Raw genomic sequence first — 25,212 nt, 5'->3', positions numbered from 1 at the left:
GGACGGAGCGCTAGCAGCGACTCACCACGTACACATCAACCGGTTGACGGACGGCAGTGATCCACCGGGCACACCGGGGTTCGTCGCTGACCGGTCGATTCGCCGGCGGGCCACCCCGACAACCATTGAGGGGTACGAAGTCAGCGGCGGCGGAAGGCGGCACGATGCCGGTCATCGAGGTGACCCACCTGAAGAAGCGGTACGGCGACCTGGTGGCGGTGGACGACGTGTCGCTCTCCGTGGAGGCCGGGGAGATCTTCGGGGTCCTCGGTCCGAACGGCGCCGGCAAGACCACCACGGTGGAGTGTGTCGCCGGGCTGCGTGTCCCCGACGGGGGCGGGGTGTCGGTCCTCGGGCTCGACCCCCGCAGGGACGCGGCCCAGCTACGCCAGCGGGTCGGGGTGCAGCTCCAGGAGAGTCAACTGCCGGACCGGTTGCGGGTGGCAGAGGCACTGGAGCTGTACGCCTCGTTCTACCGCAACCCGGCCGATCCGGCCGAGCTGATCGACAAGCTGGGCCTGGGCGAGAAGCGGAACACCGCGTACAAGAAACTCTCCGGCGGTCAGAAGCAGCGGCTCTCCATCGCGCTGGCCCTGGTGGGCAACCCGGAGATCGCCATCCTCGACGAGCTGACCACCGGGCTGGACCCGCAGGCCCGCCGGGACACCTGGGGCCTCATCGAACAGGTCCGTGACAGCGGGGTGACGATCGTGCTGGTCACCCACTTCATGGAGGAGGCAGAGCGGCTCTGCGACCGGGTCGCGGTGATCGACCGGGGCCGGGTGGTCGCCGTGGACAGCCCGGCGGGCCTGGTGTCGACGGTGGCTCCGGAGCAGCGGATCCGGTTCCGGCCCTCGGCTCCGGTCGACGACCGACTCCTCACCGACCTGCCCGAGGTTTCCGCCGTGCAGCGCACCGGCAGTCAGGTGGTGGTGACCGGCACCGGTGAGTTGCTGCACGCCGTCACGTCGGTGCTCGCCCGCCACCAGATCGTCGCCGCGGACCTGCGGCTGGAGCAGTCCACCCTCGACGACGCCTTCGTCGAGCTGACCGGGCACCGGCCCGCCAACTGAGAGGGAGAGCCAGCATGCACGCCTTCCGCAACATCCTGCGAACCGAGGCGCGGCTCTACCTGCGGGACCTGCCGACGCTTCTCACCACGATCGGGCTGCCCACGGTGATCCTGGTGGTGCTGGGGCTGATCCCCTCGCTCCGCAAGCCGGATCCGACCTTCGACGGGCAGACCTTCGTCAGCTACTTCGCCCCGTCGCTGCTGGTGGTCACCCTCGCCATGGTCGGGGTGAACATCCTGCCCGCCGTGCTGGCCACCTACCGGGAACGCGGCGTGCTGCGCCGACTGGCGACCACCCCCGCGCACCCGGCCGCTCTGCTCGCGGCCCAACTGGTGCTGGCCCTGGCCGGGATCCTGGCCAGCGCGCTGCTGCTCATCGTCGTCGCCCGGCTCGCGTTCGGGGTGCCATTCCCCCGGCACCCGCTCGGCTTCACGCTGGCGTTCATCCTCGGCACGGCCGCCCTGCTGTCGCTCGGTCTGCTGGTCGCCGCGGTGGCCCGCACGACGAAGGCGGCACAGGCCCTGGCCGTGCCGCTGTTCCTGGTCACCATGTTCTTCGGCGGGGTCTACCTGCCCCGGTTCCTGCTTCCGGACTTCGTGGCGCGGATCGGCGACTACACGCCGCCCGGGGTGCAGGCGCTCCTCGACGCCTGGACCGGCACCCCGCCGCAGCCGCTGCACCTGGGGATAATGGCGGTGATCGCCGTGGCGGCCGGCGCCGGCGCGGCGAAACTGTTCCGCTGGGAGTGAGCGGAGATGCGATGATCTGCAACGGTGGGCACGACCGTCTGACCAGTTGGCGAGAGCGCGAAGCGAGCCTCTATCGGGTGTTTCCCTTCGGCGGGCTGACCCTGGGCACCCTGCTGGCCCTCGTCGCACCGGCACCCGATCATCTCGGGACACTGCCCACCCTCGCCGTCGCCGTGGCGGCCGGATGCTGGGTCGCCTGGTTCGTCACACTGCACCCCGGCTGGCAGAGCCGGCGCACGCTGATGGCGGTCTACTACGCCGGCCTGCTCACGTTCGCCGCCGCACTGGTGGCCGCCAGCCCGTGGTACGGCTTCTTCGCCTGGATCGGCTACATCCACGCCTTTCCGGTGCTACCCGGGCGCTGGCGGGTCGCCGGCGTGGTCACCACTGCCGCCCTGGTCGCCACGTCTCAGGGCGGCGGCCTGTCGGTGGTGGTGTCGCACCTGCCGCTCTGGCTGGTGCTGGTGCTGTTCAACCTGGTGGTGGCCGGCTCGGTCACCTGGTTCGCGATGGTCGCCGAACAGGAGGACGCCAAACGCAAGCGGTTGGTGGCGGAACTCGGCGAGACCAACCGCCAACTCACCGAGACGGCCAGTGAGAACGCCGGGCTGCACGCCCAACTACTCACCCAGGCCCGGGAGGCCGGCGTGCTTGACGAACGGCAACGGATGGCGCGCGAGATCCACGACACCCTGGCGCAGGGGTTGACCGGCATCATCACCCAGTTGGAGGCGGCCGAGCAGACCCGCGACCGGTCCGCCGACTGGCGTCGGCACGTCGACAACGCGCTCGCCCTGGCCCGGGAGAGCCTCACCGAGGCCCGCCGCTCGGTACAGGCGATCCGTCCGGAACCGTTGGAGACGGCCCGACTACCGGACGCGCTGGTCGAGCTGGGCGGGCGCTGGGCGGCCCTGAACGGGGTACGGGCCGACGTGGCCACCACCGGCACGCCCCGCCCACTGCACCCGGAGGTCGAGGTGACACTGCTACGGGCCGCCCAGGAGGCGCTGTCCAACGTGGCCCGGCACGCCGCCGCGTCGCGGGTCGGGCTGACCCTGTCGTACATGGCGGACGTGGTCACGCTCGACGTCCGCGACGACGGGGCGGGCTTCGACCTCACCGACCAGCCGATGCCCCGTGAGCCGGGCGGCGGGTACGGACTGACCGCCATGCGGCAACGGGTGGCGAGGGTCGGTGGCGAGTTGGCAGTCGAATCCGAGCCGGGCGGCGGCACCGCCATCTCGGCGTCCGTCCCCGCGCTACCCGGAGGTGCCGGTTGACCGCCCCGGTTCGACTGCTGATCGTCGACGACCATCCGGTGGTGCGGGACGGCCTGCGGGGGATGTTCACCGGCGACCCCGACTTCGAGGTGGTGGGCGAGGCGGCGGACGGTTCGGAGGCGTTGGTCCTGGTCGCGACGCTGCGGCCGGACGTGGTGCTGATGGATCTGCGGATGCCCGGGATGGACGGCGTCACCGCCATCGGCAGGCTGGCTCGCGCCGGCAGCGCCGCCCGGGTGCTGGTGCTCACCACCTACGACACGGACGCGGACGTGCTGCCGGCGATCGAGGCCGGTGCTACCGGTTACCTGCTCAAGGACACACCTCGGGAGGATCTGGTTCGGGCGGTCCGGGCCGCGGCCCGGGGCGAGTCGGTGCTCGCGCCGAGCGTCGCCGGCCGGCTGATGGGTCGACTGCGCGCTCCCGCCGAGGAGCCGCTCAGTCAACGGGAGTTGGAGGTGCTCACCCTGGTGGCCCGGGGCGCCTCCAACCGGGAGGCGGCGACCCGACTGTTCATCAGTGAGGCCACCGTCAAGACGCACCTGCTGCACCTGTACGCCAAGCTCGGAGTCAACGACCGGGCTGCCGCGGTGGCCACCGCGTACGACAGGGGGTTGCTGACGCCCGGCGGGCGGTGAGCGGCACCGGGCAGGATGGGCGGATGCGCGCGTCCCGACTGATCTCGTTGCTGTTGCTGTTGCAGTCGCGCGGGTCGATGACCGCGAGCGAGCTGGCGCGGGAGCTGGAAGTCTCCGAGCGGACCGTCTATCGGGACGTCCTGGCGCTCTCGGCGGCGGGCGTGCCGGTCTACGCCGACCGGGGGCGGGCCGGCGGTTACCGCCTGCTCGGCGGGTATCGCACCCGACTGACCGGGCTGACCCGGGACGAGGCGGAGGCGCTCTTCCTCGCCGGGCTGCCCGGGCCGGCCGGTGAGATGGGGCTCGCCGACGCGGTCGCGTCCGCCGAGCTGAAGGTGCTCGCCGCGCTGCCACCCGCCCTGCGCGACGCGCCGGCTCGTGCCGGGCAGCGGTTCCACCTGGACGTGCCGGGCTGGTTCCGGGAGACCACGCCACCGCTCTGGCTGCCCGAGCTGGCCCGGGCGGTCTGGGGCGACCGGGTGGTGGAGCTGCGCTACCGACGCGGCGACCGGGAGGTGACCCGCCAGGTCCAGCCGTACGGTCTGGTGCTCAAGAGCGGGGTCTGGTATCTGGTAGGCCGGGTCGGCGACGATGTGCGCACCTACCGGGTGGACCGGGTCACCGGGGTCGAGGTGGGCGACGAGCACTTCGACCGCGACGAGGGCTTCGACCTGGCCGGGCACTGGCGCGAGCAGGCCGGGTCGTTCCTGCGGACCATGCTGCGGGCCGAGGTCGCCGTCCGGCTGAGCCCCGCCGGCCTGCGCCAGCTCCGGCACCTGGTCGATGCCCCCTTCGTGTACGACGAACTGGTCGCCGCCGCCAGCCCGCCCGACGGACAGGGCTGGGTGATGGCGCGGCTGCCCGTCGAGTCGGTCCAGGTGGCGTACCACCAACTGCTGGGGCTCGGCCCCGAGGTCGAGGTCCTCGGCCCACCCGAGCTGCGGCGGTTGTTCGCGGAGAGCGCCGACCGGCTCGCCGCGCTCTACCGGTAGCCGGTCACGTCCGACGGCTTGCCCGCGTCGACCACCTCGGTGATGTAGCGGAAACCCTCGGGTTGGCTGCCGTCGAGGTCGGTGAAGCCGTACACCTTGGACAGCGTGCCGGCGTCGACGGATTTGCCGCTCCAGCGGGCCTTCTCCTCGTCGGCGGCGAGCGCGGCCACCGCCCGGCCGACGAAGGCCGGGGTTTCCGAGATGAGGAAGTTCGGGTCAGTCGCAGCGCCGTCGCGCCAGTTCTCCTCGGTCACGCCGAAGTGCTCCAGCATCGCCTCGGAACGGATCCAGCCGGGGGTGAGCGCCACAGCCGTGCAGCCGTGCGGCTTCAGCTCGTGGGCCTGGCTGAAGGCGAGCCGGTTGACCGAGACCTTGGCCAGGTCGTAGAAGACCGACAGCCGGTAGTTCTCGTCGTTGTACGCCTTGGTGCCGTCGCCCATCTCCACCACCAGGCCGCCGGGCTTGCGGATCAGCAGCGGCAGGGCGAAGTGGCTGGTGATGATGTGCGTGTCGACGGCCAGTCGCAGGGTACGGAAGCCGGCGTCGAGCGGCTGCTCCCAGACCGGCTTGTTCCAGGTGACCAGTGGGTCGCCGCCCCAGATGTCGTTCACCAGCACGTCGAGTTGGCCCTGTTCGGCGTCGATCCGGGCGACCAGGTCGCGGACCTGCTCGGGCACCAGGTGGTCGACCTGAACGGCGATGCCGGTGCCGCCGGCCGCGCTGACCAGCTCGGCGGTCTCCTCGATGGTCTCCGGTCGGTCCATCTCGGAGCGGCCGGCCCGGGAGCTGCGACCGGTGGCGTAGACAGTGGCACCGGCCGCGCCGAGCTGAACGGCGATCTGCCGTCCGGCACCACGGGTGGCACCGGCGACGAGCGCGATCTTTCCTGTGAGCGGTTGTGTCATGCCTGCGACGTTGTCAGGAATACCTGACAACCGACGTCCGAATTCGGTACTCGATCTAGTCGACCAGTCGGACCCGGACCCGACGGTTGGCCCGGCCCTTGCTCTCCACCTTGACCACCTGGACCTTGCCGATCTGGGCGGTGGAGGCGACGTGGGTGCCGCCGTCGGCCTGCACGTCGAGCCCGACGATGTCGACGATCCGGACCTCCTGCTCATCCGGCGGGATGAGGTTGGACTGGGTACGGATGATGTCCGGCAGGGCCAGCGCCTCGGTGCGCGGCAGCACCCGGGTGGCGACCGAGCGGTCGGCGGCCACCTCGGCGTTGACCAGCTCCTCGATGCGACTCTTGAAATCCGGGGGCACCTCGGGGAGGTTGAAGTCCATCCGGGCCTCGCCCGGTTCCATGGAGTTCCCCGTGACCAGCGCGCCGAAGTCGCGGAACACCACACCGCAGAGCACGTGCAGCCCGGAGTGGGTGCGCATCAGCCGGGTGCGGCGCTCGTCCTCCACCGCGCCGACGACCTCGGTGCCGACCGGCGGCAGCGGGTCACCCTCGGCGGGAATCAGGTAGGGGTCGTCGCCCTTGCGGGTGCCGACGATCCGGGTCTGCACCCCCTGCCAGAGCAGCACGCCGTGGTCGGGTGGTTGACCACCGCCGCCCGGGTAGAACGCCGAACGGTCCAGCACGATCCCCTGCTCCGCGTCGGAGTGCAGGACCGTGCACGTCCATTCGCGCAGTGTCGGGTCGGCAAGGTCCAGCCGGTGCGTCCGGCCGTGCTGTGTGACGCCCATGACAGGGCAGGTTACTCGTTCAGGAAGCCGGAGATGCGGTCCCGCAGGTCGGCGCGTTCCGACCAGAGCACGCCGGGCCTGTCGTACACGTGCAGGGTGGCCTGGGGCAGCGCGACGGCGAGCCGCTCGGCGACCTCGACCGGGTGCAGGTCGTCGCCCGCGCAACCGATCACCAGCGCCGGCGCGGTGACCGCCGTCAGGTCACCGATCTGGCGCAGCGGTGTCTGGTCGGTGAGCGTGGCCAGACCGTCGGCCAGACCGTCGCGAAGCAGTTGGTCGAGCCGTTGCCGCAGGTAGGCCCAGCCGGCCGGGGTGTTGCGCACCGCCGGGGGCAACTCCAGCGTGACGATGTCGGCGACCGCCGAGGCGTCCCCGCTCTCCACCGCCTCCAGCAGGTCGGTGACGCGCTCCCGGGCGAGCGGCCCGCGTGGCTCGTCGAGGACCGCCGGCAGGAAGAAGACCAGCTTGTCGAAACGCTCCGGGCTCTCCACGAGGAGTCGGCAGAGGGCGCCCGCGCCGAGGCTCGCGCCGAACGCGCGGCTGGCGCCGCCGAGGTCGGCGATCGCCCGCAGATCCCGGGCCAGGTCCAGGTAGTCCCACGGCCCGTCCGGGGCTTCGGAACGGCCGTGCCCGCGGAACTGGAAGAACACCTTGCGCCCGTTCACCCCACTGCCGAACGGGCGGGTGGTGGCAATGCCGTTGCCCAGCCCGTGCGCGAACACGGTGACCGGATCACCGGTGCCGGTGACCAGCCGCTCCAGCCGTACGCCGTGCGGAGTGGTGACCAGCTCGGTCTCCGGCTCCGGCAGCGCCGGCCGGCCGGTACGCGGCCCACCCGGCCCGGGCCCCCAGGTGCGGGGCCCGCTGTCGGGCGGAGGCGGCCAGCGAAAACCTCTCACCAGAACCCTTTGCCGTCGCTCAGGTCGCGCAGACCGACCCGGACGTCGAGCAGGTAGATCAGACCGGCGGCGATGCCGACCAGCCCGAAGAGGCTGATCGGACCGAAGCCGAGCAGGGTCAGCACGAGGCAGACCGCCAGGATGGCGATCCAACCGCCCTTGGGCAGCGTCCCGATGGCGGGGAAGGCGTCGGAGCGCTGGGTGACGGCGTGCACCAGGGCGACGCCCTGAACGATCAGCGCGAAGACGAGCAGGATCAGCTCGATCACGTCACGGACGGCATAGGCGAAGATCGGCGCGGCGTTGGCCATGTCGGCCAGTTTATGTCCACGACCCCGGCTACGTCCGACAAGGACGCCGCCGGGGTCGTGGACCCGACGAGCTACTCGGCGGCCGGGCGGGTCCGCTTGGTGGCCCGGGGAAGCTTCGCCGACGGGGTCTCGGCCGGCTTGGCGGCCTTCGGCGCGCGGGCGACCTTCTTGACCGCAGCCGGCTTGGCCTCGGCGATCTCCGCCACGTCGGCCGGGGTCGGCGCGTCGGCGGGGGCCGCAGCGGTCGGGGTGGTGACAGCCGCGGTGGTGGCCGGCGTCACAGCCTCGGTGGCCTCGATGTCGGCGTTGACGGTTTCGGCGGCCTCCAGCACGCCGGCACCGACGACCCGCTCGCCCCGGGCGACCAGCGCGCCGTACGCGGCGAAGGCGCGCTCCTGGGCGACCTGGGCACCCGCGACCACCAGGGCGGCGTTGCGGGTCGCGGCGGCGCGCAGCTTGTCGATGTCGGCCACCTCGCGCAGCTTCGCCAGGTCGGCGGTCTCGTTGGCGGTTCGCAGCGTCTCGGTGGCCTTCTGCTTCAGCTCGAAGCCGGTCAGCACGGCCCGGCCACCCAGGTCGGCGACGACCCGGGTGCTGAGGACGCCGACCACGGCCGGCAGCTTGCGCAGCTGCTCGATGGCCAGCTCACCGGCGCCGGCTGCGGCGTAGATCGGGGCGGGGATGCGGTTGGTCTTCGGCTCGCTCATGACGTCTCCTCTTCGGCCGCCTCGGCGGCCTTCTTCTTCTGGGGGATGCTGGTGCTGCCCGGGGCGGGGGCGGTGCCCGCCTCGGTGACGGCTACCGACTCGAGCACGGCTTCGGTCGGGGTGCCGCCCACGGTGGTGGGGCCGGTGGCGGCCACATTGGCCAGGTCCGCGGCCTGGCTGGCGGACGGGCTGGCGGGCTGGTCGGCCTGCGCCGTCTCGGCTTCGGCCTGGGCCTCGGCCAGCCGGGTGTTCTCCCGGCGGAACGTCTCGTAGATCTGACTGAGCGACTGCTTCTGCGCCATCGTCAGGTCGGCGTCCACGGCGATGGCGGCGAGCACCCCGTGGCCTTCCTTGTCGTCGAGCAGACCGGCGCGCAGGTACATCGCCGGCGTGGAGACCCGCAGCGCGCTCGCCAGTTGCTGGAGCACCTCGGCGCTGGGTTTGCGCAGGCCGCGCTCGATCTGGCTGAGGTACGGGTTGCTGACCCCCGCCTGCTCGGCGAGCTGCCGTAGCGAGATCTTGGCGTTGCGCCGCAGATCGCGGATGAACCCGCCGACGTCGGGAAGGTCCTTGGGTGTGGCCATGGCAGCGACGCTAATCGTCCGCGCTAGCTGTTGCAAGCAAAACGCTAACCATAGTTAGCAAGGTCTCAGCACCCCGTTTGCGCGCCACTCGGCCGATCCGTACGGTCCGTCCGTGCACAAGATCACAGTCAATGGAGCAAGCATCGCGTACGACGAGGCCGGCACCGGTTCGCCAGTCGTCCTGCTGCACGCCGGAATCGCCGACCGGCGGATGTGGCGGGGGCAGGTGTCCGCGCTCGCCGCCCGGCACCGGGTGATCGTCCCGGACCTGCGTGGCTACGGAGACTCCGAGCTGCCCCCGACGCCGTTCGCGCATCACGACGACGTGGCCGGGCTGCTGGACGCGCTCGACCTGCCCCGGGCCGCCCTGGTCGGCTGTTCCTTCGGCGGGGCGGTCGCCATCGACACCGCGCTGGCCCACCCCGACCGGGTCAGCGCCCTCGCGTTGTTCGACACGGCGGTCTCCGGCAACGAGTGGTCAGACGAGGCGAACGACCTCTGGGACGGCCTGGTCGGCGAGGTCGACCCGGACGACTTCGTCGCCGGTGCGGCCGGTGAGGTGCGGTTCTGGGTGGTCGGCCCGCGCCGCCGGCCGGAGGACGTCGACAGGGAGCTGGTCGCGTTCGCGCAGGAGATGGACCAGCGTGCCCTCGCCGCCGAACTGGCGCTCGGCGCGGTCGAGGTGGGAGAGCTGTCGCCACCGGCGATCGGTCGTCTCGGCGAGCTGAAGATCCCCGTCCTGGTCACCGCCGGCGCCGCGGACGTGCCGGACATCAGTCGGCTCGCCGACCGGATCGCCGCCGAGGTCCCCGGCGCGGTACGACTGCCAGACGTGCCGGACGCCGCGCACCTGCTGCCGCTGGAGCGTCCGGAGCCGGTCAACGCCGCGCTGCTCGACTTTCTGAGCTAGCCACCACCGCCGCCGACGGGCCTGACGTCGCTCGATCCGGAGTTGGCCGCCGGGTCGGGCGGCCGGGCCGGTGGGCCCGTGGTGTCACCAGAGCGGGCGGACCGCCCCGACCGGGACCCCGCCACCGAAGAGCGGCACCTCGGCGTACTCGGTCAGCACCGGAGCGTCCACGCCGAGCCGGCGCAGCGCGGAGACCAGTACCGGCATCCGGGCCCGGTCGGCGCCGTCGTCGATCTTCAGTGCGACAGCGCCGACGCCCGGCAGCGCCACGGCGATCACGCCCTCGGCACCGACCTTGGCCAGCAGCCCCGGGACACCGCGCATCAACCGGGTGTCGTCGGCCTGGGTGCCACCTACGATCTCCGGGTACGCCCGCATCGCGTCGGCCACAGTGCGCGGCACCGAGCCGGGCTCGGCGTCGACCAGCCGGAGGTACGCCCCGGCCAGGCCGGTCAGCGACACCGCGAGGACCGGGGCGCCGCAGCCGTCGACCCCCACCGCCGCCGCCTGCTCGCCGGTGAACTCCTCGATGGCGGCCCGCAGCCGCTGCTGAAGCGGGTGCTCCGGCCGCCAGTAGCCCTCCCGGGACCAACCGGCGGCCTCGCAGGTCAACAGCATCCCGCTGTGCTTGCCGGAGCAGTTCATCTGCACCCGGCTGGGGGCGCCACCGGCTCGAAGCACCGCCTCCCGGGCCGCGGCCCCCACCGGCAGGTCGGGCGGGCAGTGCAGCGCCGACGCGTCCAATCCGGCGCGCTCCAGCAGCGCAGCGACCCGGGAGATGTGGAATTCCTCGCCGGCGTGGCTCGCGGAGACCAGCGCCACGTCGGCCGGGTCGGTCAGGGCCAGGCCGGCCCGGAGCATCCCGATCGCCTGCATCGGCTTGCTGGCCGACCGGGGGAAGATCGGCGAGGTCACGTCCCCGGCGGTCGCCACCGCGGCACCGGCGGCGTCCAGCACCACCACCGAGCCGCGGTGCGCACCCTCCACGAACCCGGACCGGACCACCTCGGCGAGCGGCGCGCCGCCCTCGTACGTCTTCGTCACGCGCTGGACGGTACCGACGGTCCGGGGGTGCCCGACGGCGGGGTGACCAGGAGGTCCACCGCCCGGGTGACAGGGGCGCGGGACAGACCCGGCCTTACAGCCCGAGCAGCTCGCGGGCCTCGGTGGTGGTCAGCGGCGGGCGCTGGGCGAGCTGGGCGAAACCCACAGCGCGGGCGACCAACTGCATGTTGGACTCCACCGGGCGGCCCTTCGCGTAGGTCACGGTGTCCTCCATGCCGACCCGCAGGTGCCCGCCCGTCGACAGCGAGGCCAGCAGCACCGCGATGGTGCTCCGGCCGACGCCGGTGGCCGAGAAGGTGGTGCCCTCGGGCAGGTCCCGCAGCATCCGGTGGGCCGCGACCAGGGTCTCGGTGGTGCCCGGCATCCCGCCCGGCACGCCCATCACGAAGTCGACGTGCACGTGCCCGCCGGCCGGCAGCCCGTACTTGCCGAGCAACCGCTGCAACGCGGACAGGTGGCCGAGGTCGAAGATCTCGTACTCCGGCACGATCCCGCGCTCCTGCATCCGGGTGTGCAGGTCGACGATGAACTCCCAGCGGTTGAGGAAGACGTCGTCGCCGAAGTTGACAGTGCCCATGGTGCAGGAGGCCATGTCCGGACGGGCGTCCAGCACGGCGAGCCGGGCGGCCTCCGGGTCGGTCACCGCACCACCGGAGGAGAGCTGCACGATCAGGTCGGTGCTCTCCCGGAGCGCCGCCACCGTGTCGGCCAACCGCACCGGGTCGAGCGTCGGCCGGGCCTCGTCGTCGCGGATGTGGACGTGGATCACGGCGGCGCCGAGCGCCTCGCACTCCTTGGCGGTGAGCAGCAACTCGTCGAGGGTCACCGGCAGCGCCGGCACCTCCGCCTTGGCCGACTCAGCGCCGGTCGGGGCCACCGTGATCAACGTCCCTGTCGTCATGCCGGCGATCCTAGACGGCCCGCTCAGGACGGGTCGATCGCCGCCGCGGTCTCGCCGATCAGCAACGCGGCGTCGTCCGGGACGTTCCGCTTCAGCACCGCGAGCGCGACCTGGCCCAGCTCGTGGTGCAGCACTGCGGTGCCGACGAAACCGACCGCCCGGCCGTCGAGCGTCACCGGCGTACCGGCCACCGGCGGCTGATCGGTGGTCACCCCGTCCAGGTGCAGCAGTACGAGGCGACGCGGCGGCCGGCCCATGTTGTGCACTCGCGCCACCGTCTCCTGCCCCCGGTAGCAACCCTTGTCCAGATGCACCGCCGGGGCGATCAGGTCGACCTCGGCCGGAATGGTCCGGTGGTCGGTGTCCACCCCGACCCGGGGCTGCCGGGCGGCCACCCGGATCGCCTCGTACGCCCACAGCCCCGCGACCGGCACCCCGGCACCGCGCAGCTCCGCCACCACCTGGTCCATCGCCGACCGGGGCACCAGCAGGTCCACCCCGAGCGGACCACGTCGGGCCCAGCCGCCGATCGGCAGTGGCCGTACGTCGTACCGAGCGCTCGCCCGGGGTGGCACGGCACCGTGCGGGAACTTCGGACCCGGCACCGCGACCACGTCCGGTGCGGCGAGCCCGGTCACGCCGAGCGTGCCGAGCGCCTCCATGGCCGCCGGCCCGACCAGCGACAACAGCGCACGCTCGGCCGTCGCGTCGCGTGGTTCGACCTTGCTGAAGAACCGCATCTTCTCCAGGTAGGTCAGCAGGCCCTCGGTCGCGCCGGGCTCGGTGTCGAGCCAGGTGGTCTCGCCGTCCTCGGCGACCATGGCGTGCTGCTCGACGTGGCCGTGCGGCGACAGCACCAGCAACTCGGTGCCCTCACCGGCGGCCAGCGCGTTCAGGTGCTGCGAGGTGACTGTGTGCAGCCAGCTGGCCCGTTCCTCCCCGGCCACCGCGATGACCCCTCGATGCGACCGGTCGACCAGACCGACAGCGGTGTCGAGGGTGCGCTGCTCGCGCAGCGGGTCGCCGTAGTGCGCGGCCACCCCCCGCACCCCGGCCGCGACGTGCGCCGGATCCGGCTGGTCACGGCTGGCCTCGTCGATGCCCTCGACGGCCACCGCACCCGCGATGTCGATCATTTTTCGTCCCCGTTCTCGCAGCGTACGCAGACGCCGAAGAGTGACACGTGCCCGATGTCCACCCGGAACCCGCGCTGCGCGGCCAACTGGTCGGCGAGGGGGCGGAGCAGCTCCGGCTCGATCTCGTCGATCGCGCCACACTCCCGGCAGACCAGGTGGACGTGTTGGTGCTCACCGGCGGCGTGATAGGTCGGTGAGCCGTGCGACAGGTGCGTGTGGGTGACCAGACCGAGCCGTTCCAGCAGCTCAAGCGTGCGGTAGATGGTGGTGATGTTGACGCCGGCGGCGACCTCCCGGACCGCGGTGTGCACCTGCTCCGGGGTGGCGTGGCCCAGATCGAGCACCGCCTGGAGGACGAGCTGCCGCTGGGCCGTCAGCCGCAGCCCACGGGCCCGCAGCATTTCCGCGAGGGAGGATTCGGACACCGTCCGATCATAGTTCGGCCACCGGGCTGTTCCCCGCACCGCGATCGATCACCGCTACGCTCGACGGTCATGGTGAGGTCGTCCGTCGGGAAGGTCGGAGCCGACCCGACCGCGCGGATCGCCGTCCTGGGGCGTGGCCCGGTGCCACCCGGCGACCCGGTGCTCCGCGGTGACGACCTCGGGGTGCTGCACGGCGACGGCCTCTTCGAGACCATGCACCTGCGGGACGGCCAACCGTGGCTGCGCGACGAACACCTGGCCCGCCTGGCCACGGCGGCGGCCGCCGTGGAGCTACCCCTGCCCCCCACCGCCGCGCTGGTCGACCTGCTGGACCAGGTGCGAACAGGCTGGCCAGCGGCTGTGGAGGGGGCACTTCGGTTGGTCTGCACCCGAGGCCCGGAGGCCGGCGGTCCGCCCACGATCTACGCCACGCTGGCCCCGGTGCCGGCGGCCTCCCGGGCCGCCCGGCGGGACGGGATCACTGTGGCCACCCTGCCGCTGGGGCTGCCCGCCGCCGCCCGCAGCGGGCTGACCTGGCTGCCGGCCGGCATCAAGTCCACGTCGTACGCGGTCAACAGCGCCGCCCGCCGCTGGGCCCGCCGGGCCGGCGTGGACGACGTGCTCTGGATCTCCTCCGACGGGTACGCGCTGGAAGGCCCCACCGCCAATGTGGTGTGGCTCACCGACGACACGCTCTGCACGGTGCCGGCCGCCAGCACCGGCATCCTCGCCGGCACCACAGCGGCCTGGCTGATCGCCCACGCGAGCGAGCTGGGCCTGGGCGCCGCCGAACGGATGGTCACCCCCGCCGAACTGGACGCGGCGGACGGCGTGTGGTTCACCTCGTCACTGCGCGGAGCCGCCGAGGTCCACACGCTGGACGGGGTACGGCGGACTCGCTGCCCGCGTACCCCCGCCCTGCAGGCCCTGCTGGGTTTCCCCGTCTAGTGCTGTGACCGACCGTCGAGGTCAGCCGCCGACCCGGACGAGTCGGGCGGAGAGGTGCGGGCTGAGCCCGTGCCCCATGGCGGCCATCTCCTGGGCGTAGAGCAGCGCACCCTCGACGATGCCGAAGAGCCGGTGCCCACCGGTGACCTCCTTGGCGGTCGGAGTCCGGATCACCGCGTCGGTGGCGAACTCGAGCTGCGTGCCGGTGCGCTTGCCCAGGTGCAGCTCCATCACCCCGGTCGGGGTGGTCAGCAGCGCCTCCAGCTCGTCGGTCGCCCGCCCGTCCACCAGCACCGGCCGCCACCAGCCCACCTCGCGGCCGGCCGGACGGACCGGCTTGCTCTGCTCGTCGAGGATCCACGCACGCGACTCGTAGTGCAGAAACGGTCGGCCGTCGTGGCTGATCCGGATCTCCTGCGCGTAGTCGAAATCCTCGATGGTGGGGAAGCCGCCCTTGCCCCGACCACGCCACAGACCGATGTACGGCAGCAGGGCATCCAGCGCGGGGTGCAGCTTCGGCCCGACCCGCAGGTCGTGGCTCTCCTCGAACGGGTACTCCTCGACCGGCGGCGCGTTCAGCCACGGCGGCTGCAGCGGGTTCTCGCTCACCAGCGTCCTCTCGAAATGCGTACGGCAAGGTAGACCAGGCCACCGGCGAGCCCGCCCAGGCCAGCGACCAGCAGGCTGACAAACCCGATCTCGGTAACCATCCCGGCCATCCTATGCTGGGCCACATGGCCCGCAATCTCGTCGTCAAGGCCACCGCAGGGGCGGACGCCCCGGAGCGGTGCGCGCAGGCATTCACCGTCGCCGCGACGGCGGTAGCGGCCGGGGTGGACGTCTCGCTCTGGCTGACCGGTGAGTCCACCTGGTTCGCGCTGCCCGGTCGCGCCCAGCAGTTCGACCTGCCGCACTCCGCGCCCCTGGCCGAGTTGTTGCACGTCATCCTGACCAGCGGCCGGGTGACCGCCTGCACGCAGTGCGCGGCCCGACGGGAGATCGGCCCGGACGACGTACTCCCCGGGGTCCGGATCGCCGGTGCCGCGGTCTTCGTCGAGGAGGCGTTGGCCGAGGGCGCGCAGGCACTCGTCTACTGACCGCACGGCGGCGATAGGGCGACCCGAGCGGAGTGTCGATACCGACCCGACATCTCGGACGGCTGCCTACGATTCGGATGTGACCGAGGCGGCGGAGAGGTTCTTCGAGGCACTGCCGTCGCGCGCACCCAACGTCCTGGGCGGCCTGGCCGACGGTACCCTCCAGATCGACCTCGGCGAGGACCACCGCACCGAACACTGGCTGGTCCGGATGCGGCCCGGGTTCGTGGAGGTCAGTCGTGGGCGTGGCCCGGCCGACGCCATCTGGTACAGCAGCGCCGCCCTCTTCGACCGACTGATCACCGGCGAGGCCCAGGGGGTCGCGGCGGTGCTGCGCAACGAGAGCACGTTCAGCGGGAACGTGGTGCTCTTCCTCGCCTTCCGCCGGTTCTTCCCGAACCCGCCCGGCACCCGCGACCCCCGCGAAACGGCCCGCCGAGCAGCCGGGCGACTTCGGTGAAGGACCTCGTCAGCATCCTGGACGGCAACACCTTCCTGGTCAGCGACCGGCGCGGGGACATCGAACCGTCCTACGACTTCCCCACCGGGCTGTTCTCCTTCGACACCCGGTTCCTGTCCACCTGGGTGCTCACCCTGGACGGCGAACGGCTGCACGCCCTCTCCGTCGACGACACCGAGTCGTACCGCACCAAGTTCTTCCTCGCCCCCGGTGAACCCACGCACTACCTGGACGCCAAGGCGTCGGTGATCCGCAGCCGGGCGATCGTGGGCAGCTTCGAGGAGGAGCTGACGGTGCTGAACCACCTCGGCGCGGAGGTCGAGTGCGCCCTCCGGATCGAGATCGGGGCCGACTTCGCCGACCTCTTCGAGATCAAGAACTCTCGACAGAAGCGGGGGCGGATCACAGTCACTGTCGCCGAGAACGAACTGCGGCTGACCTACCGGCGGGAGGCGTTCCACCGGGAGACGGTGGTCAGCACCACCGCGCCGGCGCAGATCGACGAGACCGGAATGACCTTCCGGGTCCGGATAGCCCGCAACGACAGCTGGACCACCAGGCTGCACGTGTCCAGCGTCGTCTACGGGGCCCGGGGCGAGGACATCCGGGCCACCCTCCCGTACGGCGGCAGCCGCAGCGCCGACGTCATCCGGGCCGAGCAGCAGGAGCTGATGGACCGGGCGCCGAAGCTCGGCTGCGACTGCGAGCCGCTGGCCGGGGCGTACCGGCGCAGCCTCAACGACCTGGCCGCGCTGCGCTACGAGTCGATCGCCCTGGGCGTACGGCTGATCGCCGCGGGCCTCCCCTGGTTCATGACCCTGTTCGGCCGGGACAGCATCATCACCTCGTTGCAGGTGCTGCCGTTCCTGCCGGAGCTGGTCCCGCCGACCATCCTGATGCTGGCCGGCCTTCAGGGGCAGCGGGTGGACGACTTCCGGGACGAGGAACCCGGCAAGATCCTGCACGAGCTGCGGTACGGGGAGACCGCCGGCTTCGAGGAGCAGCCACACTCGCCGTACTACGGGTCGGCCGACTCGACGCCCCTGTTCATCATCCTGATCGACGAGTACGAGCGGTGGACCGGTGACGCCGCACTCGTCCGCAAGCTGGAGTCGCAGGTCCGCAGGGCGTTGGAGTGGATCGACACCTACGGTGACCTGCTCGGCACCGGCTACCTCTGGTACCAGACCCGAAACCCGGAGACCGGCCTGCAGAACCAGTGCTGGAAGGACTCCTGGGACGCCATCTCGTACGCAGACGGTCAACTGCCCGGCTTTCCCCGGGCCACCTGCGAGTTGCAGGGCTACGCCTACGACGCGAAGGTCCGGGCCGCCCGGCTGGCCCGGAAGTTCTGGAACGACCCGGAGTTCGCCGACGAGTTGGAGCGGCAGGCCGCCGACCTGAAACGGCGGTTCGACAGCGACTTCTGGATCGCCGACCGCGAGCACTACGCGCTCGCGTTGGACGCCGACGGCCGGCAGGTGGACGCGCTGACCTCGAACATCGGGCACCTGCTGTGGAGCGGCATCGTGGACGAGTCGCGCGCCGGCAAGGTGGTCGAGCACCTGCTCGGGCCACGACTGTTCTCCGGCTGGGGGGTGCGGACGCTCGCCGCGGACGAGGGGCGGTACAACCCGATCGGCTACCACGTGGGCACCGTCTGGCCGTTCGACAACTCGATCATCGCCTGGGGATTGTGGCGGTACGGCTTCCGGGAGGAGGCCGGGTTGCTCTGCGACACGATGCTGGCCGCGTCCCGGTACTTCGAGGGTCGGCTGCCGGAGGCGTTCGCCGGCTACGCCCGCGACCTCACCGACTACCCGGTGGAGTACCCGACCGCGTGCAGCCCGCAGGCCTGGTCGACCGGCACCCCGCTGCTGCTGCTGCGGGTGATGCTGGGGTTGGAGCCGCAGGGCGAGCACCTGATCATCGACCCGGCCGTGCCACCGGGGATGGGCCGGGTCGAGCTGCTGGACATCCCCGGCCGGTGGGGCATGGTCGACGCGTTGGGCCGCAGCCGTGACCCGGAGGACCAGCCGGACGACGGCTGATCCGAGCGGGCTGCCCCGCTCAGCTCGGGCAGCCGACGGTGGCGGCCAGTCGGGTGGCGTCCGGGCCGATCTCGGCCAGCACCGTGACGGCACCGCTGCGGTACGCGTACACCGGGGGTTGGTCCAGCAGTGGGGCGTTACCGGCCAGCGGGGCGAGTGCGGCCGTCGAGGCCGCCGGGCCGGAACCGCTCGCGGACCACGCGGTACGGGCGAGCCCGCCGCCCGGGCAGGGCGCGGTGACCTGCTCCGCCGCGGCGTCACCCGGTCGGTCGAGGGCCGTCAGTGCGGCGGCCAGCGCGGTGGTCTCCGGGCCGGCAGCGGTGGCCGGGGACGGCGTGTAACCGGCGCCGACCGGTCGGCAACCGGTGTCGACGACCAGCCGCACCCGGCCGTCGACGGTCGGCCTGCTCTCGACGGCCACGAACTCTCCGGCGTCGGCGCGCAGCTCGGGGCCGTCCACCCCGGGCCCGACCCCGGCCCGCCAGCTCGCCGGCAGCCGCTCGGCGATGCCGGTCAGCACGGCCCGCTCGTCACCGGTGGCAGCGAGCACCCCGACCTCGCGTCGCAGCCTCGCCCCGTCGGCGAACGGGGTGACCCGGCAGCCGGACGCGACCCGCGCGGGGCTCAGTTCCAGCAGACCGGCCGCACCGGCCGCGCGAGCCAGCTCACCGACCGCCCGGTCGACCACCGGGCCGGCCTGATCGAGGGAACGCTGTTCGCGCACGGTCGGCGGGTCGTTCCGCACCGATATCCAGGTGAGCCCGGCCAGCAGCACCGCCCAGGCCACCGTCACAGCCAGCAGCAAACGCCGCCGCGACCGGGCCGGTGTCGGCGCGGCAGGGCCGGCCGAAGAGGCCCAACCCGTCTGCACAGCACCGCTCACCCGGCCATGGTGTCACGCGCCCGCCGCCGGGCCGGCAGCGGAGGCGGTCGGCCCGGCGGAGCGACAGCGGGTCAGTGGTCGTGCAGCCGGGGCGGCGGGTCGAGCCGATAGCCGATCCCTCGCACGGTGTGCACCTGCGGCCCGCCCGGCAGGCCCCGCAGCCTGCGACGCAGCCGTCTGATGGTGGATTGCAGCGCTGCGGTGTCCGCGCCACCCAACGCGGAGGCGCAGAGCCGTTCGTAGCTCCACACCACCAGCGGTGGGCCGATGAGCAGGGTGAGCAACTCCCGTTCGGTGGGGGTCAGCGGGAGCGCCTCGCCGCGCCAGGTGACCCGGTGTCCGGCCCGGTCGACGACCAGCTCACCCCACTTCACCAGCCCCCGCGGTTCCACCCCTGGGGAGACCGGCCTGACGGCCGGCGTCGGGGCACTCGGCGACGAGAACAGCAGTGCCCGTAACTGGACCAGGTCTTCGCAGCTCACCACCTGACCAACCCCGTCGAGCTGTCGCCGCACCCGCTCAATCATCAAGGCATCCGCGCTGACGCAGACGATGATCGGAACCCTTTGACCGGACACGTCGCTGTCCGCACCAACCGTGATCTCCACTCTTAGATAGTGACGCACACCGATGGATTTGATTGGACCGTCCGCGCCGTCGGCAACACCCAACTTTCTTCCGGTACCCACAAGGCCATCCGCTCGCGCCTCGCGTCGCCGCATCACTCGCGCCGACTGTCGTGGAACCGACACCAGCGCAACCGAAGAGCGGGTGCCATCGATTGACAGTGGGTAGTGGACTAGTGACGCGAGGATCCGCAATGCGGTCCGCGTCGTCGGAGGGAGGCACTAGGGTGACGCCAACAGCGACGTCGTCGACGGCGAGAGGACCAGCAATGGGCACCGCCATCGTCAAGACCCAGCAGGAGCTGCGAGAGTGGCGAGCGCGGCTCCTGGAGCGTGTCCACATGAACAAAGAGACGCTGTATGACCTGGGGCGCAACTTCGAACTCCGCGCCGACGAGCGCAGCGTCTACGAGATGGTCCGCTCCATTGACTACCTGCTCGGCGATGACGACTGACGGGACTCCCGTCTCTTCGGACCTGATCGCCCGAGCCAGCGCTTTCGCCGACGACATAACCAGCCGAGTGCAACGAGTGGTGAGGACAGAGAAGCACCTGTCCGCGCTGCTGATGCCTGGCAGGAACGGCGGTCGCGTCATGGTGGGCATCGTCGAGGGAGACGATTTCGGCACGTTTCCGCTGTACATCGACAACAAGCACCGCCTTGACCTGCTAATCAAGTTCAACTGCTGCATGGATTCAACCGGCAGGCACCTTGCCACGGATGCCTCCTGGCTCATGTCACGCCCAAGGGTGAAAAGGCGCCTTTGTTCCGCTACGAGTACGTCCGGGAGTTCCAGCCCGGCGTGCCCTGCGCCCACCTTCACGTGCATGGTCACCGCGACGAATTCGCCTTTGTCATGCAGGACGGGCCAAGCGGACGCCCGAGAGCCCGTAAGCGCAGACACGAGGTACCGCGGCTTGCCAAGTTCCACTTCCCGCTGGGCGGGCACCGTTTTCGGCCCTGTGTCGAGGATGTCCTGCAGGCCGTGGTGGAAGAGTTCTCCGTCGACACGGTCGACGGATGGCGGATGGCAGTCGACGAAGGTCGGGAGGAGTGGCGCAAGCTCCAGTTACTGGCTGCTGTACGCGACGCTCCGGGCATCGCCGCTCAGGCGCTGGAGGAGCTGCACTACAAGGTGGTTCCGCCCGACTCGGCCCCTGCCGACAACCAGAGCAGGATGCGAGCTTACTAACGCTGCGAAGAAACGACCGGGGCCAGCCACCCCCGGGAGGGTGACCGGCCCCGGTCGATCAGAGCGGTGGGTCAGGCGACGGTGACGGCAACCTCGTTGACGCCTCGGCCGGCAGTGACAGCGGTGTCGCCGTTGCCGTGCCGGGACAACGCCCGCAGCGTCCAGGAACCCGGCGCGGCGAAGAACCGGAACTGCCCGGCGGCCGAGGTGACCACCTCGGCGGTGAACTCACCGGTCGAGTCGAGCAGCCGGACGTACGCGCCCGGCACCGGGTCGGCCTCGGCGGAGCGGACGATGCCGGTGATGACAGTTTCCTTCTCCAGATCCAGGCTGGCCGGCAGCGGCGCGGCCTGGTCCGGTGCGGCGCAACCCGCGGCGGTGGGAAGAGTCATGATCAGGCCTCCCCGGGTTCGTCGCCGAGCGCGACCGGCACACCGACCAGCGAGCCGTACTCGGTCCAGGAGCCGTCGTAGTTCTTGACGTTGCGGTGACCCAGCAGCTCCTGGAGCACGAACCAGGTGTGCGACGAGCGCTCACCGATCCGGCAGTACGCGATGGTCTCCTTGCCGTCGTCGAGCCCCGCGTCGCCGTAGATCTTGCGCAGCTCGTCGTCGGACCGGAAGGTGCCGTCCTCGTTGGCCGCCTTGGACCACGGAACGCTGATCGCGGTGGGGATGTGGCCGGCCCGCTGCGCCTGCTCCTGCGGCAGGTGGGCGGGGGCGAGCAGGCGACCGGCGAACTCGTCGGGGCTGCGCACGTCGACCAGGTTCTTGGTGCCGATCGCGGCGACGACCTCGTCGCGGAAGGCCCGGATGGAGGTGTCTGGCTCCTGCGCGACGTACTGCGTCGCCGGGCGGGACACCGCGTCGGTGACGAGCGGGCGGGCGTCCAGCTCCCACTTCTTGCGGCCGCCGTCGAGCAGCTTCACGTCGCGGTGGCCGTAAAGCTTGAAGTACCAGTAGGCGTACGCGGCGAACCAGTTGTTGTTGCCGCCGTACAGGATGACGGTGTCGTCGTTGCTGATGCCCCGCTCGGAGAGCAGCGCCTCGAACTGCGTCCTGTTGACGAAGTCCCGGCGGACCTGGTCCTGGAGGTCGGTCCTCCAGTCGATCTTGATGGCGCCGGCGATGTGGCCGGTCTCGTAGGCCGAGGTGTCCTCGTCGACCTCGACGAAGACGACGCCCGGGGCGTCGAGGTTCTTCTCGGCCCACTCGGCCGAAACGAGTGCGGTGTCGCGACTCATCGAATCACTCCCTGGTGAGGATGGATGGTGAGCCAACGCGCGCGAATCGACCGGTGTAACTGTCGCACCACGCGCGGGACCCAGCGGAAGGACGGGATCACGGGTTCGTGCGACGGCGCCGCTGCCGGGCGTTCGGTGGGATAACCGGAGGGTGCGAGAACCCTGTGCCGGTGGCCGCCGTCAGGCGGCCGGAGACAGCCCCGCCGTCAGATGACGGGGCGACACAGGCAGGTGGCCACGCGGCACAGGTCGACCGCGCGCCGTTTGGTGAGGTGGGTCCCCATGGCCAGGGAGCTTACCAGCCAGTGACCGTGCTGCCACTGCGCCGACCACCATCCGGGAATCGCCGGGATCGCCGAGGATTTCGGCGTCCCGCCGCGCCTCCGGCGTCAGCCGGCGGAGTTGATCGGCACGTTCTTGGCGTCGGCGGTGACCGCCAGCCCTTCCGGCAGTGGACGGACCTCCCGGACCGCAAGCTGGAACGGCAACTCCGGCAGGGGTACGTCGATGGAAATGCTCTTGGCGTAGTTGCTCAGGAAGGCCCGAGCCAGCGGCAGGTTCGGCAGACCCGCGGCGTCCAGGTCGTTGAACCGCAGGGCGACCGCACCGTTGTCGGCGACGGTGACGTCGGCGGTGCCGCTGATGGTGAGCTTCTGACCGAGGATGTCGGCCGGGGCCTTGACGGTGAGCTTGCCGTTCTGCTCGCCGAGGGTGAGGCCCGGGCGGTTCAGCAGCGCGGCCAGGCTCTCGTAGCTGATCGTGCCGGCACCGTTGACGGTGTCCGCCACTACGTCACCCTGGCCGGTGCGCAGGGTGTCCAACGAGGCCCGAACGTTGCGGGCGGTCACGTCGAGCACCGGCAGCCGGACGGCGTCACCCTCGACCGAGGCCTGCACGTCGCGCAGGTTGATGGTGATCCGCTGGTAGCGGCCATCCAGCACCTGGGTGAGGAACGGAGTTCCGCCCACCTCCACCTCGGGTGCCGCGGACTGCGCGCCCTGCTTGGCGATCTCCTGGCGTACGCGGTCGCCGATCATCCGCTCGGCGACACCGACCGCGACCCGGTCGGCGACCACCAGCAACCCCGCCAGCAGCAGGAGCAGCACGAACAGCCCGATGAGCAGCTTGCGGCCACGCCGTCGGGGTCGCGCCTGGTCCACCGGATAGTCCTGCGCCACGCCGCCTCCTGTCTCCGCCCGTCGCGCCGCGACGGGTCGTTCGTTCCGACGCCGCAGGGCGGCGCACCCGTAGGTACCCGACCGGCTCAGCGCTCAACCGTGCCTCAGAGGAAGAGCATGCACATGGCGTACGCGGCGGGCGCGGCCAGGGCGAAGCCGCCGAGCGGGCCCTGCATGTGCCGGGCCACCCACATCGTCGGCGGTTCGCCGGCCATCAACCGGCCCGCCTCCGCGTACCCCACGGCGAGGTCGGAGAGGACGGCGGTGACCGCCGCGACCAGGCCGATCACGGCGGCCCGGGTCGGCGTGAAGGGAGCCACCAAATAGCTGCCGAGGAGGGCGCTGGTCAGTGTGCCGACCATCGCGCCGGCCACCACGCCGGCGGCGCCCCGGGGCACCTGCGGTGCGAGCCGGGGCCAGGGCAGTACGGCGTCGGTGAGCCGAGCGACGGTGAGCGCGACACCGCTCGCGGTCAGGCAGACGGTGATCGCCTGGGTGCCGGCCGGGATCCGGCTGAGCACGATCAGGGTGCCGAAGGCCACCACCCCGACCACGATGAGCAGCGTGGAGCCGAGGGAGTCGGTGACCCGGACCCGGTCGACCCGACGAACCAGTTGGCCGAGCACCGCGGCGAGGAACCCACCGGCGGCCAGGTAGCCCAGCGGCGCCAGGCCGGCGACGTCGGTCTGCACCGCCGCGATGTCGACAAACGCCGCGACCGCGGCGCTGATCCCGGCGACCACAAACAGCGCGGGCGGACGCATGGCCATCGTCCAGGCGAGCACGAACAGCAGTTGGACGCCGAAGATGATGAAGGCGAACGGCAACCGGTGACCGGGGCCCGACGTCTGCGCGCCGAGCACCAGGCCGACACCGAGCAGCGCGGCGAAGCCGGCGATGGTCAGCGCCAGTTGACGGTGCACCGCGACCGGGGGAACGACCTCCTCTTCCGGCTCGTCGATCTCGTCCTCGGATCGGCGGGCCGGCTCGCCGGCGCGGCGGGCACGGCGCGGCCCACCCCGTTCGCGGCGGTCGCCATCGGTGGTGGCCGGGCCGGTACGCGGCGCGGGCGGTTGGCCGCGCGTCGCTGCGGCGGCCGGACCCGGTTGGGGCCCAGCGGGCCACGATTCGCGGCCGGCCTCGGGCGATGTGGAGGAAAACACGACCCGATCGTGCCAGACCGACGGCCCGACGCGGTGGTCACGGGTTTCGGCGACGTTAAAATCCGGGCCACGATCAGGGGCAAGGTAGACAAACGGGAAATGGCCTGACGGCGCGGCCGAGGCGATCGGTTAGGCTCAACGCGTTACCCGCCCGTCAGCGACGCCGGGACCACGCAATTTCTCAGCGCACTCCTTGATGAGTGCGACTGGTCGCGTGCGGCCTCGCGCCGCCGGGACGGAGGTGATCGTGGAGATCCTGCTGCTGGTGACCGCGCGTGCAGGAGAACCGTCGGCTGTGCTGCCGGCGCTCGACCTGCTGCCGCACTCGGTCCGCACCGCGCCGCGTGATGTTCGCACCCTGGTCGCGGGCCCCAGCCCGGACGCGGTGATGGTGGATGCCCGATCGGAGTTGAGCGAGGCTCGCGCGACCTGCCGAATGTTGCACGCCACCGGGCTCGGCGTGCCGTTGGTCGCGGTGGTGACCGAGGCCGGCCTGATCGCACTCAACGCCGACTGGGGCGTCGACGACGTCATCCTCGCCTCGGCCGGCCCCGCCGAGGTCGAGGCGCGGCTGCGGCTGGCGGTGGGCCGGCTCAGCAACGCCACCGCTGGCGCGGGTGGCTCGATCCGGGCCGGCGAGTTGACCATCGACCCGGACACCTACGCGGCCAAGCTCAAGGGCCGTCCGCTCGACCTCACGTACAAGGAGTTCGAGCTGCTGAAGTTCCTGGCCCAGCACCCGGGCCGGGTGTTCACCCGGGACCAGCTCCTGCGCGAGGTCTGGGGCTACGACTACTTCGGCGGCACCCGCACTGTGGACGTGCACGTCCGGCGACTGCGCGCCAAGCTCGGCTCGGAGTACGAGTCGATGATCGGCACCGTCCGCCAGGTCGGCTACAAGTTCGTCGTTCCGCCGTCGCGGTCGCTTCCCGAGGCGGAGCACGCGCCCCTGCCGGTCTGATCCGGAGATCTCTCCGGGCGATTTCCCATATGCCCTTTTTG

The 25,212-nt window shown here is 71.6% G+C and carries 32 protein-coding genes; 13 read left to right on the top strand and 19 right to left on the bottom strand.

Features of this window, described 5'->3' with window-relative positions; genetic code table 11:
* Positions 1-164 precede the first annotated feature (164 nt).
* The 5 genes from PSH03_RS11020 to PSH03_RS11000 are packed head-to-tail and all read left to right on the top strand — an operon-like array spanning position 165 to position 4,732.
* Positions 165-1,073 (top strand): ABC transporter ATP-binding protein, encoded by a 909-nt coding sequence (locus tag PSH03_RS11020; protein WP_238689056.1) that lies wholly within the window; start codon positions 165-167, stop codon positions 1,071-1,073.
* Between the two features lie 14 nt (positions 1,074-1,087).
* Positions 1,088-1,822: an ABC transporter permease gene (locus tag PSH03_RS11015; protein WP_238689055.1), complete on the top strand. Its 735-nt coding sequence runs from the start codon at positions 1,088-1,090 to the stop codon at positions 1,820-1,822.
* An 11-nt stretch (positions 1,823-1,833) separates the two neighbouring features.
* On the top strand, positions 1,834-3,102 hold the full coding sequence (locus PSH03_RS11010) for a sensor histidine kinase (RefSeq protein WP_238689054.1): 1,269 nt from the start codon (positions 1,834-1,836) through the stop codon (positions 3,100-3,102).
* Complete coding sequence (locus tag PSH03_RS11005; RefSeq protein ID WP_091402812.1) at positions 3,099-3,740, top strand: response regulator; 642 nt, start codon at positions 3,099-3,101, stop codon at positions 3,738-3,740. Before PSH03_RS11010 ends, PSH03_RS11005 begins: the two co-directional genes overlap by 4 nt.
* A gap of 23 nt (positions 3,741-3,763) precedes the next feature.
* The gene (locus PSH03_RS11000) at positions 3,764-4,732 is read left to right on the top strand and encodes a helix-turn-helix transcriptional regulator (protein ID WP_238689053.1); all 969 of its coding nucleotides are present in this window, start codon (positions 3,764-3,766) and stop codon (positions 4,730-4,732) included.
* Here PSH03_RS11000 and PSH03_RS10995 read toward each other — a convergent pair.
* The 6 genes from PSH03_RS10995 to PSH03_RS10970 form a co-directional block, all read right to left on the bottom strand.
* Positions 4,723-5,637, bottom strand: coding sequence for an SDR family oxidoreductase (locus PSH03_RS10995; RefSeq protein ID WP_210782470.1), 915 nt, complete (start codon positions 5,635-5,637; stop codon positions 4,723-4,725). The genes PSH03_RS11000 and PSH03_RS10995 overlap by 10 nt on opposite strands.
* 55 nt (positions 5,638-5,692) lie before the next feature.
* Positions 5,693-6,430, bottom strand: a complete 738-nt coding sequence (locus PSH03_RS10990) for an alanyl-tRNA editing protein (protein ID WP_124858939.1) — start codon at positions 6,428-6,430, stop codon at positions 5,693-5,695.
* Between the two features lie 11 nt (positions 6,431-6,441).
* Positions 6,442-7,329 (bottom strand): alpha/beta fold hydrolase, encoded by an 888-nt coding sequence (locus PSH03_RS10985; protein WP_091402823.1) that lies wholly within the window; start codon positions 7,327-7,329, stop codon positions 6,442-6,444.
* Positions 7,326-7,640 carry a DUF2516 family protein gene (locus tag PSH03_RS10980; RefSeq protein WP_210782467.1) on the bottom strand — a complete coding sequence of 105 codons (315 nt, stop codon included), beginning with the start codon at positions 7,638-7,640 and terminating at the stop codon, positions 7,326-7,328. The genes PSH03_RS10985 and PSH03_RS10980 overlap by 4 nt, the downstream gene beginning before the upstream one ends.
* A 71-nt stretch (positions 7,641-7,711) precedes the next feature.
* On the bottom strand, positions 7,712-8,347 hold the full coding sequence (locus tag PSH03_RS10975) for a hypothetical protein (protein ID WP_238689052.1): 636 nt from the start codon (positions 8,345-8,347) through the stop codon (positions 7,712-7,714).
* Positions 8,344-8,931, bottom strand: coding sequence for a helix-turn-helix domain-containing protein (locus tag PSH03_RS10970; protein WP_210782462.1), 588 nt, complete (start codon positions 8,929-8,931; stop codon positions 8,344-8,346). The genes PSH03_RS10975 and PSH03_RS10970 overlap by 4 nt, the downstream gene beginning before the upstream one ends.
* A 112-nt stretch (positions 8,932-9,043) precedes the next feature.
* On the opposite strand from PSH03_RS10970, the gene PSH03_RS10965 reads away from it, so the two are divergent.
* Positions 9,044-9,841, top strand: coding sequence for an alpha/beta fold hydrolase (locus PSH03_RS10965; RefSeq protein WP_238689051.1), 798 nt, complete (start codon positions 9,044-9,046; stop codon positions 9,839-9,841).
* An 84-nt stretch (positions 9,842-9,925) separates the two neighbouring features.
* On the opposite strand, the gene PSH03_RS10960 is transcribed toward PSH03_RS10965, so the two are convergent.
* From PSH03_RS10960 to PSH03_RS10945, 4 genes are all read right to left on the bottom strand, one after another.
* Positions 9,926-10,885: an asparaginase gene (locus PSH03_RS10960; protein ID WP_238689049.1), complete on the bottom strand. Its 960-nt coding sequence runs from the start codon at positions 10,883-10,885 to the stop codon at positions 9,926-9,928.
* 94 nt (positions 10,886-10,979) lie between these two features.
* Positions 10,980-11,807: a beta-keto acid cleavage family enzyme gene (locus PSH03_RS10955; RefSeq protein WP_210782456.1), complete on the bottom strand. Its 828-nt coding sequence runs from the start codon at positions 11,805-11,807 to the stop codon at positions 10,980-10,982.
* 23 nt (positions 11,808-11,830) lie between these two features.
* Positions 11,831-12,943, bottom strand: coding sequence for a CAF17-like 4Fe-4S cluster assembly/insertion protein YgfZ (gene ygfZ, locus PSH03_RS10950; RefSeq protein ID WP_210782454.1), 1,113 nt, complete (start codon positions 12,941-12,943; stop codon positions 11,831-11,833).
* Positions 12,940-13,344: a Fur family transcriptional regulator gene (locus PSH03_RS10945; protein ID WP_238689170.1), complete on the bottom strand. Its 405-nt coding sequence runs from the start codon at positions 13,342-13,344 to the stop codon at positions 12,940-12,942. Before PSH03_RS10945 ends, ygfZ begins: the two co-directional genes overlap by 4 nt.
* A gap of 93 nt (positions 13,345-13,437) precedes the next feature.
* On the opposite strand from PSH03_RS10945, the gene PSH03_RS10940 reads away from it, so the two are divergent.
* The gene (locus tag PSH03_RS10940) at positions 13,438-14,316 is read left to right on the top strand and encodes an aminotransferase class IV (RefSeq protein ID WP_238689047.1); all 879 of its coding nucleotides are present in this window, start codon (positions 13,438-13,440) and stop codon (positions 14,314-14,316) included.
* A gap of 21 nt (positions 14,317-14,337) precedes the next feature.
* Here PSH03_RS10940 and PSH03_RS10935 read toward each other — a convergent pair whose 3' ends face one another.
* Together PSH03_RS10935 and mtfM are read right to left on the bottom strand one after the other, a co-directional pair.
* Positions 14,338-14,928 carry a heme-binding beta-barrel domain-containing protein gene (locus PSH03_RS10935; protein ID WP_112584198.1) on the bottom strand — a complete coding sequence of 197 codons (591 nt, stop codon included), beginning with the start codon at positions 14,926-14,928 and terminating at the stop codon, positions 14,338-14,340.
* Positions 14,922-15,026 carry a small membrane protein MtfM gene (gene mtfM, locus PSH03_RS32665; protein WP_030327764.1) on the bottom strand — a complete coding sequence of 35 codons (105 nt, stop codon included), beginning with the start codon at positions 15,024-15,026 and terminating at the stop codon, positions 14,922-14,924. The genes PSH03_RS10935 and mtfM overlap by 7 nt, the downstream gene beginning before the upstream one ends.
* 12 nt (positions 15,027-15,038) lie before the next feature.
* On the opposite strand from mtfM, the gene PSH03_RS10930 reads away from it, so the two are divergent.
* The 3 genes from PSH03_RS10930 (at position 15,039) to PSH03_RS10920 (ending at position 17,924) form a co-directional block, all read left to right on the top strand.
* The gene (locus PSH03_RS10930) at positions 15,039-15,413 is read left to right on the top strand and encodes a DsrE family protein (protein ID WP_124820325.1); all 375 of its coding nucleotides are present in this window, start codon (positions 15,039-15,041) and stop codon (positions 15,411-15,413) included.
* A 79-nt stretch (positions 15,414-15,492) separates the two neighbouring features.
* Positions 15,493-15,873 carry an SCP2 sterol-binding domain-containing protein gene (locus tag PSH03_RS10925; RefSeq protein ID WP_238689045.1) on the top strand — a complete coding sequence of 127 codons (381 nt, stop codon included), beginning with the start codon at positions 15,493-15,495 and terminating at the stop codon, positions 15,871-15,873.
* Complete coding sequence (locus tag PSH03_RS10920) at positions 15,870-17,924, top strand: amylo-alpha-1,6-glucosidase (protein WP_238689044.1); 2,055 nt, start codon at positions 15,870-15,872, stop codon at positions 17,922-17,924. Before PSH03_RS10925 ends, PSH03_RS10920 begins: the two co-directional genes overlap by 4 nt.
* 19 nt (positions 17,925-17,943) lie before the next feature.
* Here PSH03_RS10920 and PSH03_RS10915 read toward each other — a convergent pair whose 3' ends face one another.
* On the bottom strand, positions 17,944-18,807 hold the full coding sequence (locus tag PSH03_RS10915; protein WP_372494737.1) for a hypothetical protein: 864 nt from the start codon (positions 18,805-18,807) through the stop codon (positions 17,944-17,946).
* 71 nt (positions 18,808-18,878) lie between these two features.
* Positions 18,879-19,334: a winged helix-turn-helix domain-containing protein gene (locus tag PSH03_RS10910; RefSeq protein WP_238689042.1), complete on the bottom strand. Its 456-nt coding sequence runs from the start codon at positions 19,332-19,334 to the stop codon at positions 18,879-18,881.
* Between the two features lie 368 nt (positions 19,335-19,702).
* Between PSH03_RS10910 and PSH03_RS10905 the strand changes: the two genes are divergently transcribed.
* Both PSH03_RS10905 and PSH03_RS10900 read left to right on the top strand, forming a co-directional pair.
* Entirely contained in the window at positions 19,703-19,888 is a 186-nt protein-coding gene (locus PSH03_RS10905) for a hypothetical protein (RefSeq protein ID WP_196919975.1), read from the top strand.
* Between the two features lie 309 nt (positions 19,889-20,197).
* Positions 20,198-20,626, top strand: a complete 429-nt coding sequence (locus tag PSH03_RS10900) for a PH domain-containing protein (protein WP_238689040.1) — start codon at positions 20,198-20,200, stop codon at positions 20,624-20,626.
* Between the two features lie 71 nt (positions 20,627-20,697).
* On the opposite strand, the gene PSH03_RS10895 is transcribed toward PSH03_RS10900, so the two are convergent.
* The 5 genes from PSH03_RS10895 to PSH03_RS10880 all read right to left on the bottom strand — a co-directional run bounded on the left by PSH03_RS10895 (position 20,698) and on the right by PSH03_RS10880 (position 24,210).
* Positions 20,698-21,018, bottom strand: a complete 321-nt coding sequence (locus tag PSH03_RS10895; RefSeq protein ID WP_210782441.1) for a DUF1416 domain-containing protein — start codon at positions 21,016-21,018, stop codon at positions 20,698-20,700.
* A gap of 2 nt (positions 21,019-21,020) precedes the next feature.
* Positions 21,021-21,869 (bottom strand): sulfurtransferase, encoded by an 849-nt coding sequence (locus PSH03_RS10890; RefSeq protein ID WP_238689038.1) that lies wholly within the window; start codon positions 21,867-21,869, stop codon positions 21,021-21,023.
* 206 nt (positions 21,870-22,075) lie between these two features.
* Positions 22,076-22,153: an Ms5788A family Cys-rich leader peptide gene (locus tag PSH03_RS33010; RefSeq protein WP_310503780.1), complete on the bottom strand. Its 78-nt coding sequence runs from the start codon at positions 22,151-22,153 to the stop codon at positions 22,076-22,078.
* 105 nt (positions 22,154-22,258) lie between these two features.
* The gene (locus PSH03_RS10885; RefSeq protein WP_210782439.1) at positions 22,259-23,047 is read right to left on the bottom strand and encodes an LmeA family phospholipid-binding protein; all 789 of its coding nucleotides are present in this window, start codon (positions 23,045-23,047) and stop codon (positions 22,259-22,261) included.
* A 104-nt stretch (positions 23,048-23,151) separates the two neighbouring features.
* Positions 23,152-24,210, bottom strand: coding sequence for a hypothetical protein (locus PSH03_RS10880; RefSeq protein WP_238689037.1), 1,059 nt, complete (start codon positions 24,208-24,210; stop codon positions 23,152-23,154).
* Positions 24,211-24,451: 241 nt separating this feature from the next.
* Here PSH03_RS10880 and PSH03_RS10875 point away from each other — a divergent pair, with 241 nt between their 5' ends.
* Entirely contained in the window at positions 24,452-25,171 is a 720-nt protein-coding gene (locus tag PSH03_RS10875) for a winged helix-turn-helix transcriptional regulator (RefSeq protein WP_181518701.1), read from the top strand.
* The last annotated feature ends 41 nt before the right edge of the window (positions 25,172-25,212 follow it).

This window comes from Micromonospora salmantinae (genome assembly GCF_022230905.1).
Taxonomy (GTDB): domain Bacteria; phylum Actinomycetota; class Actinomycetes; order Mycobacteriales; family Micromonosporaceae; genus Micromonospora; species Micromonospora salmantinae.
This window is presented reverse-complemented; position numbering and strand designations above follow the sequence as displayed.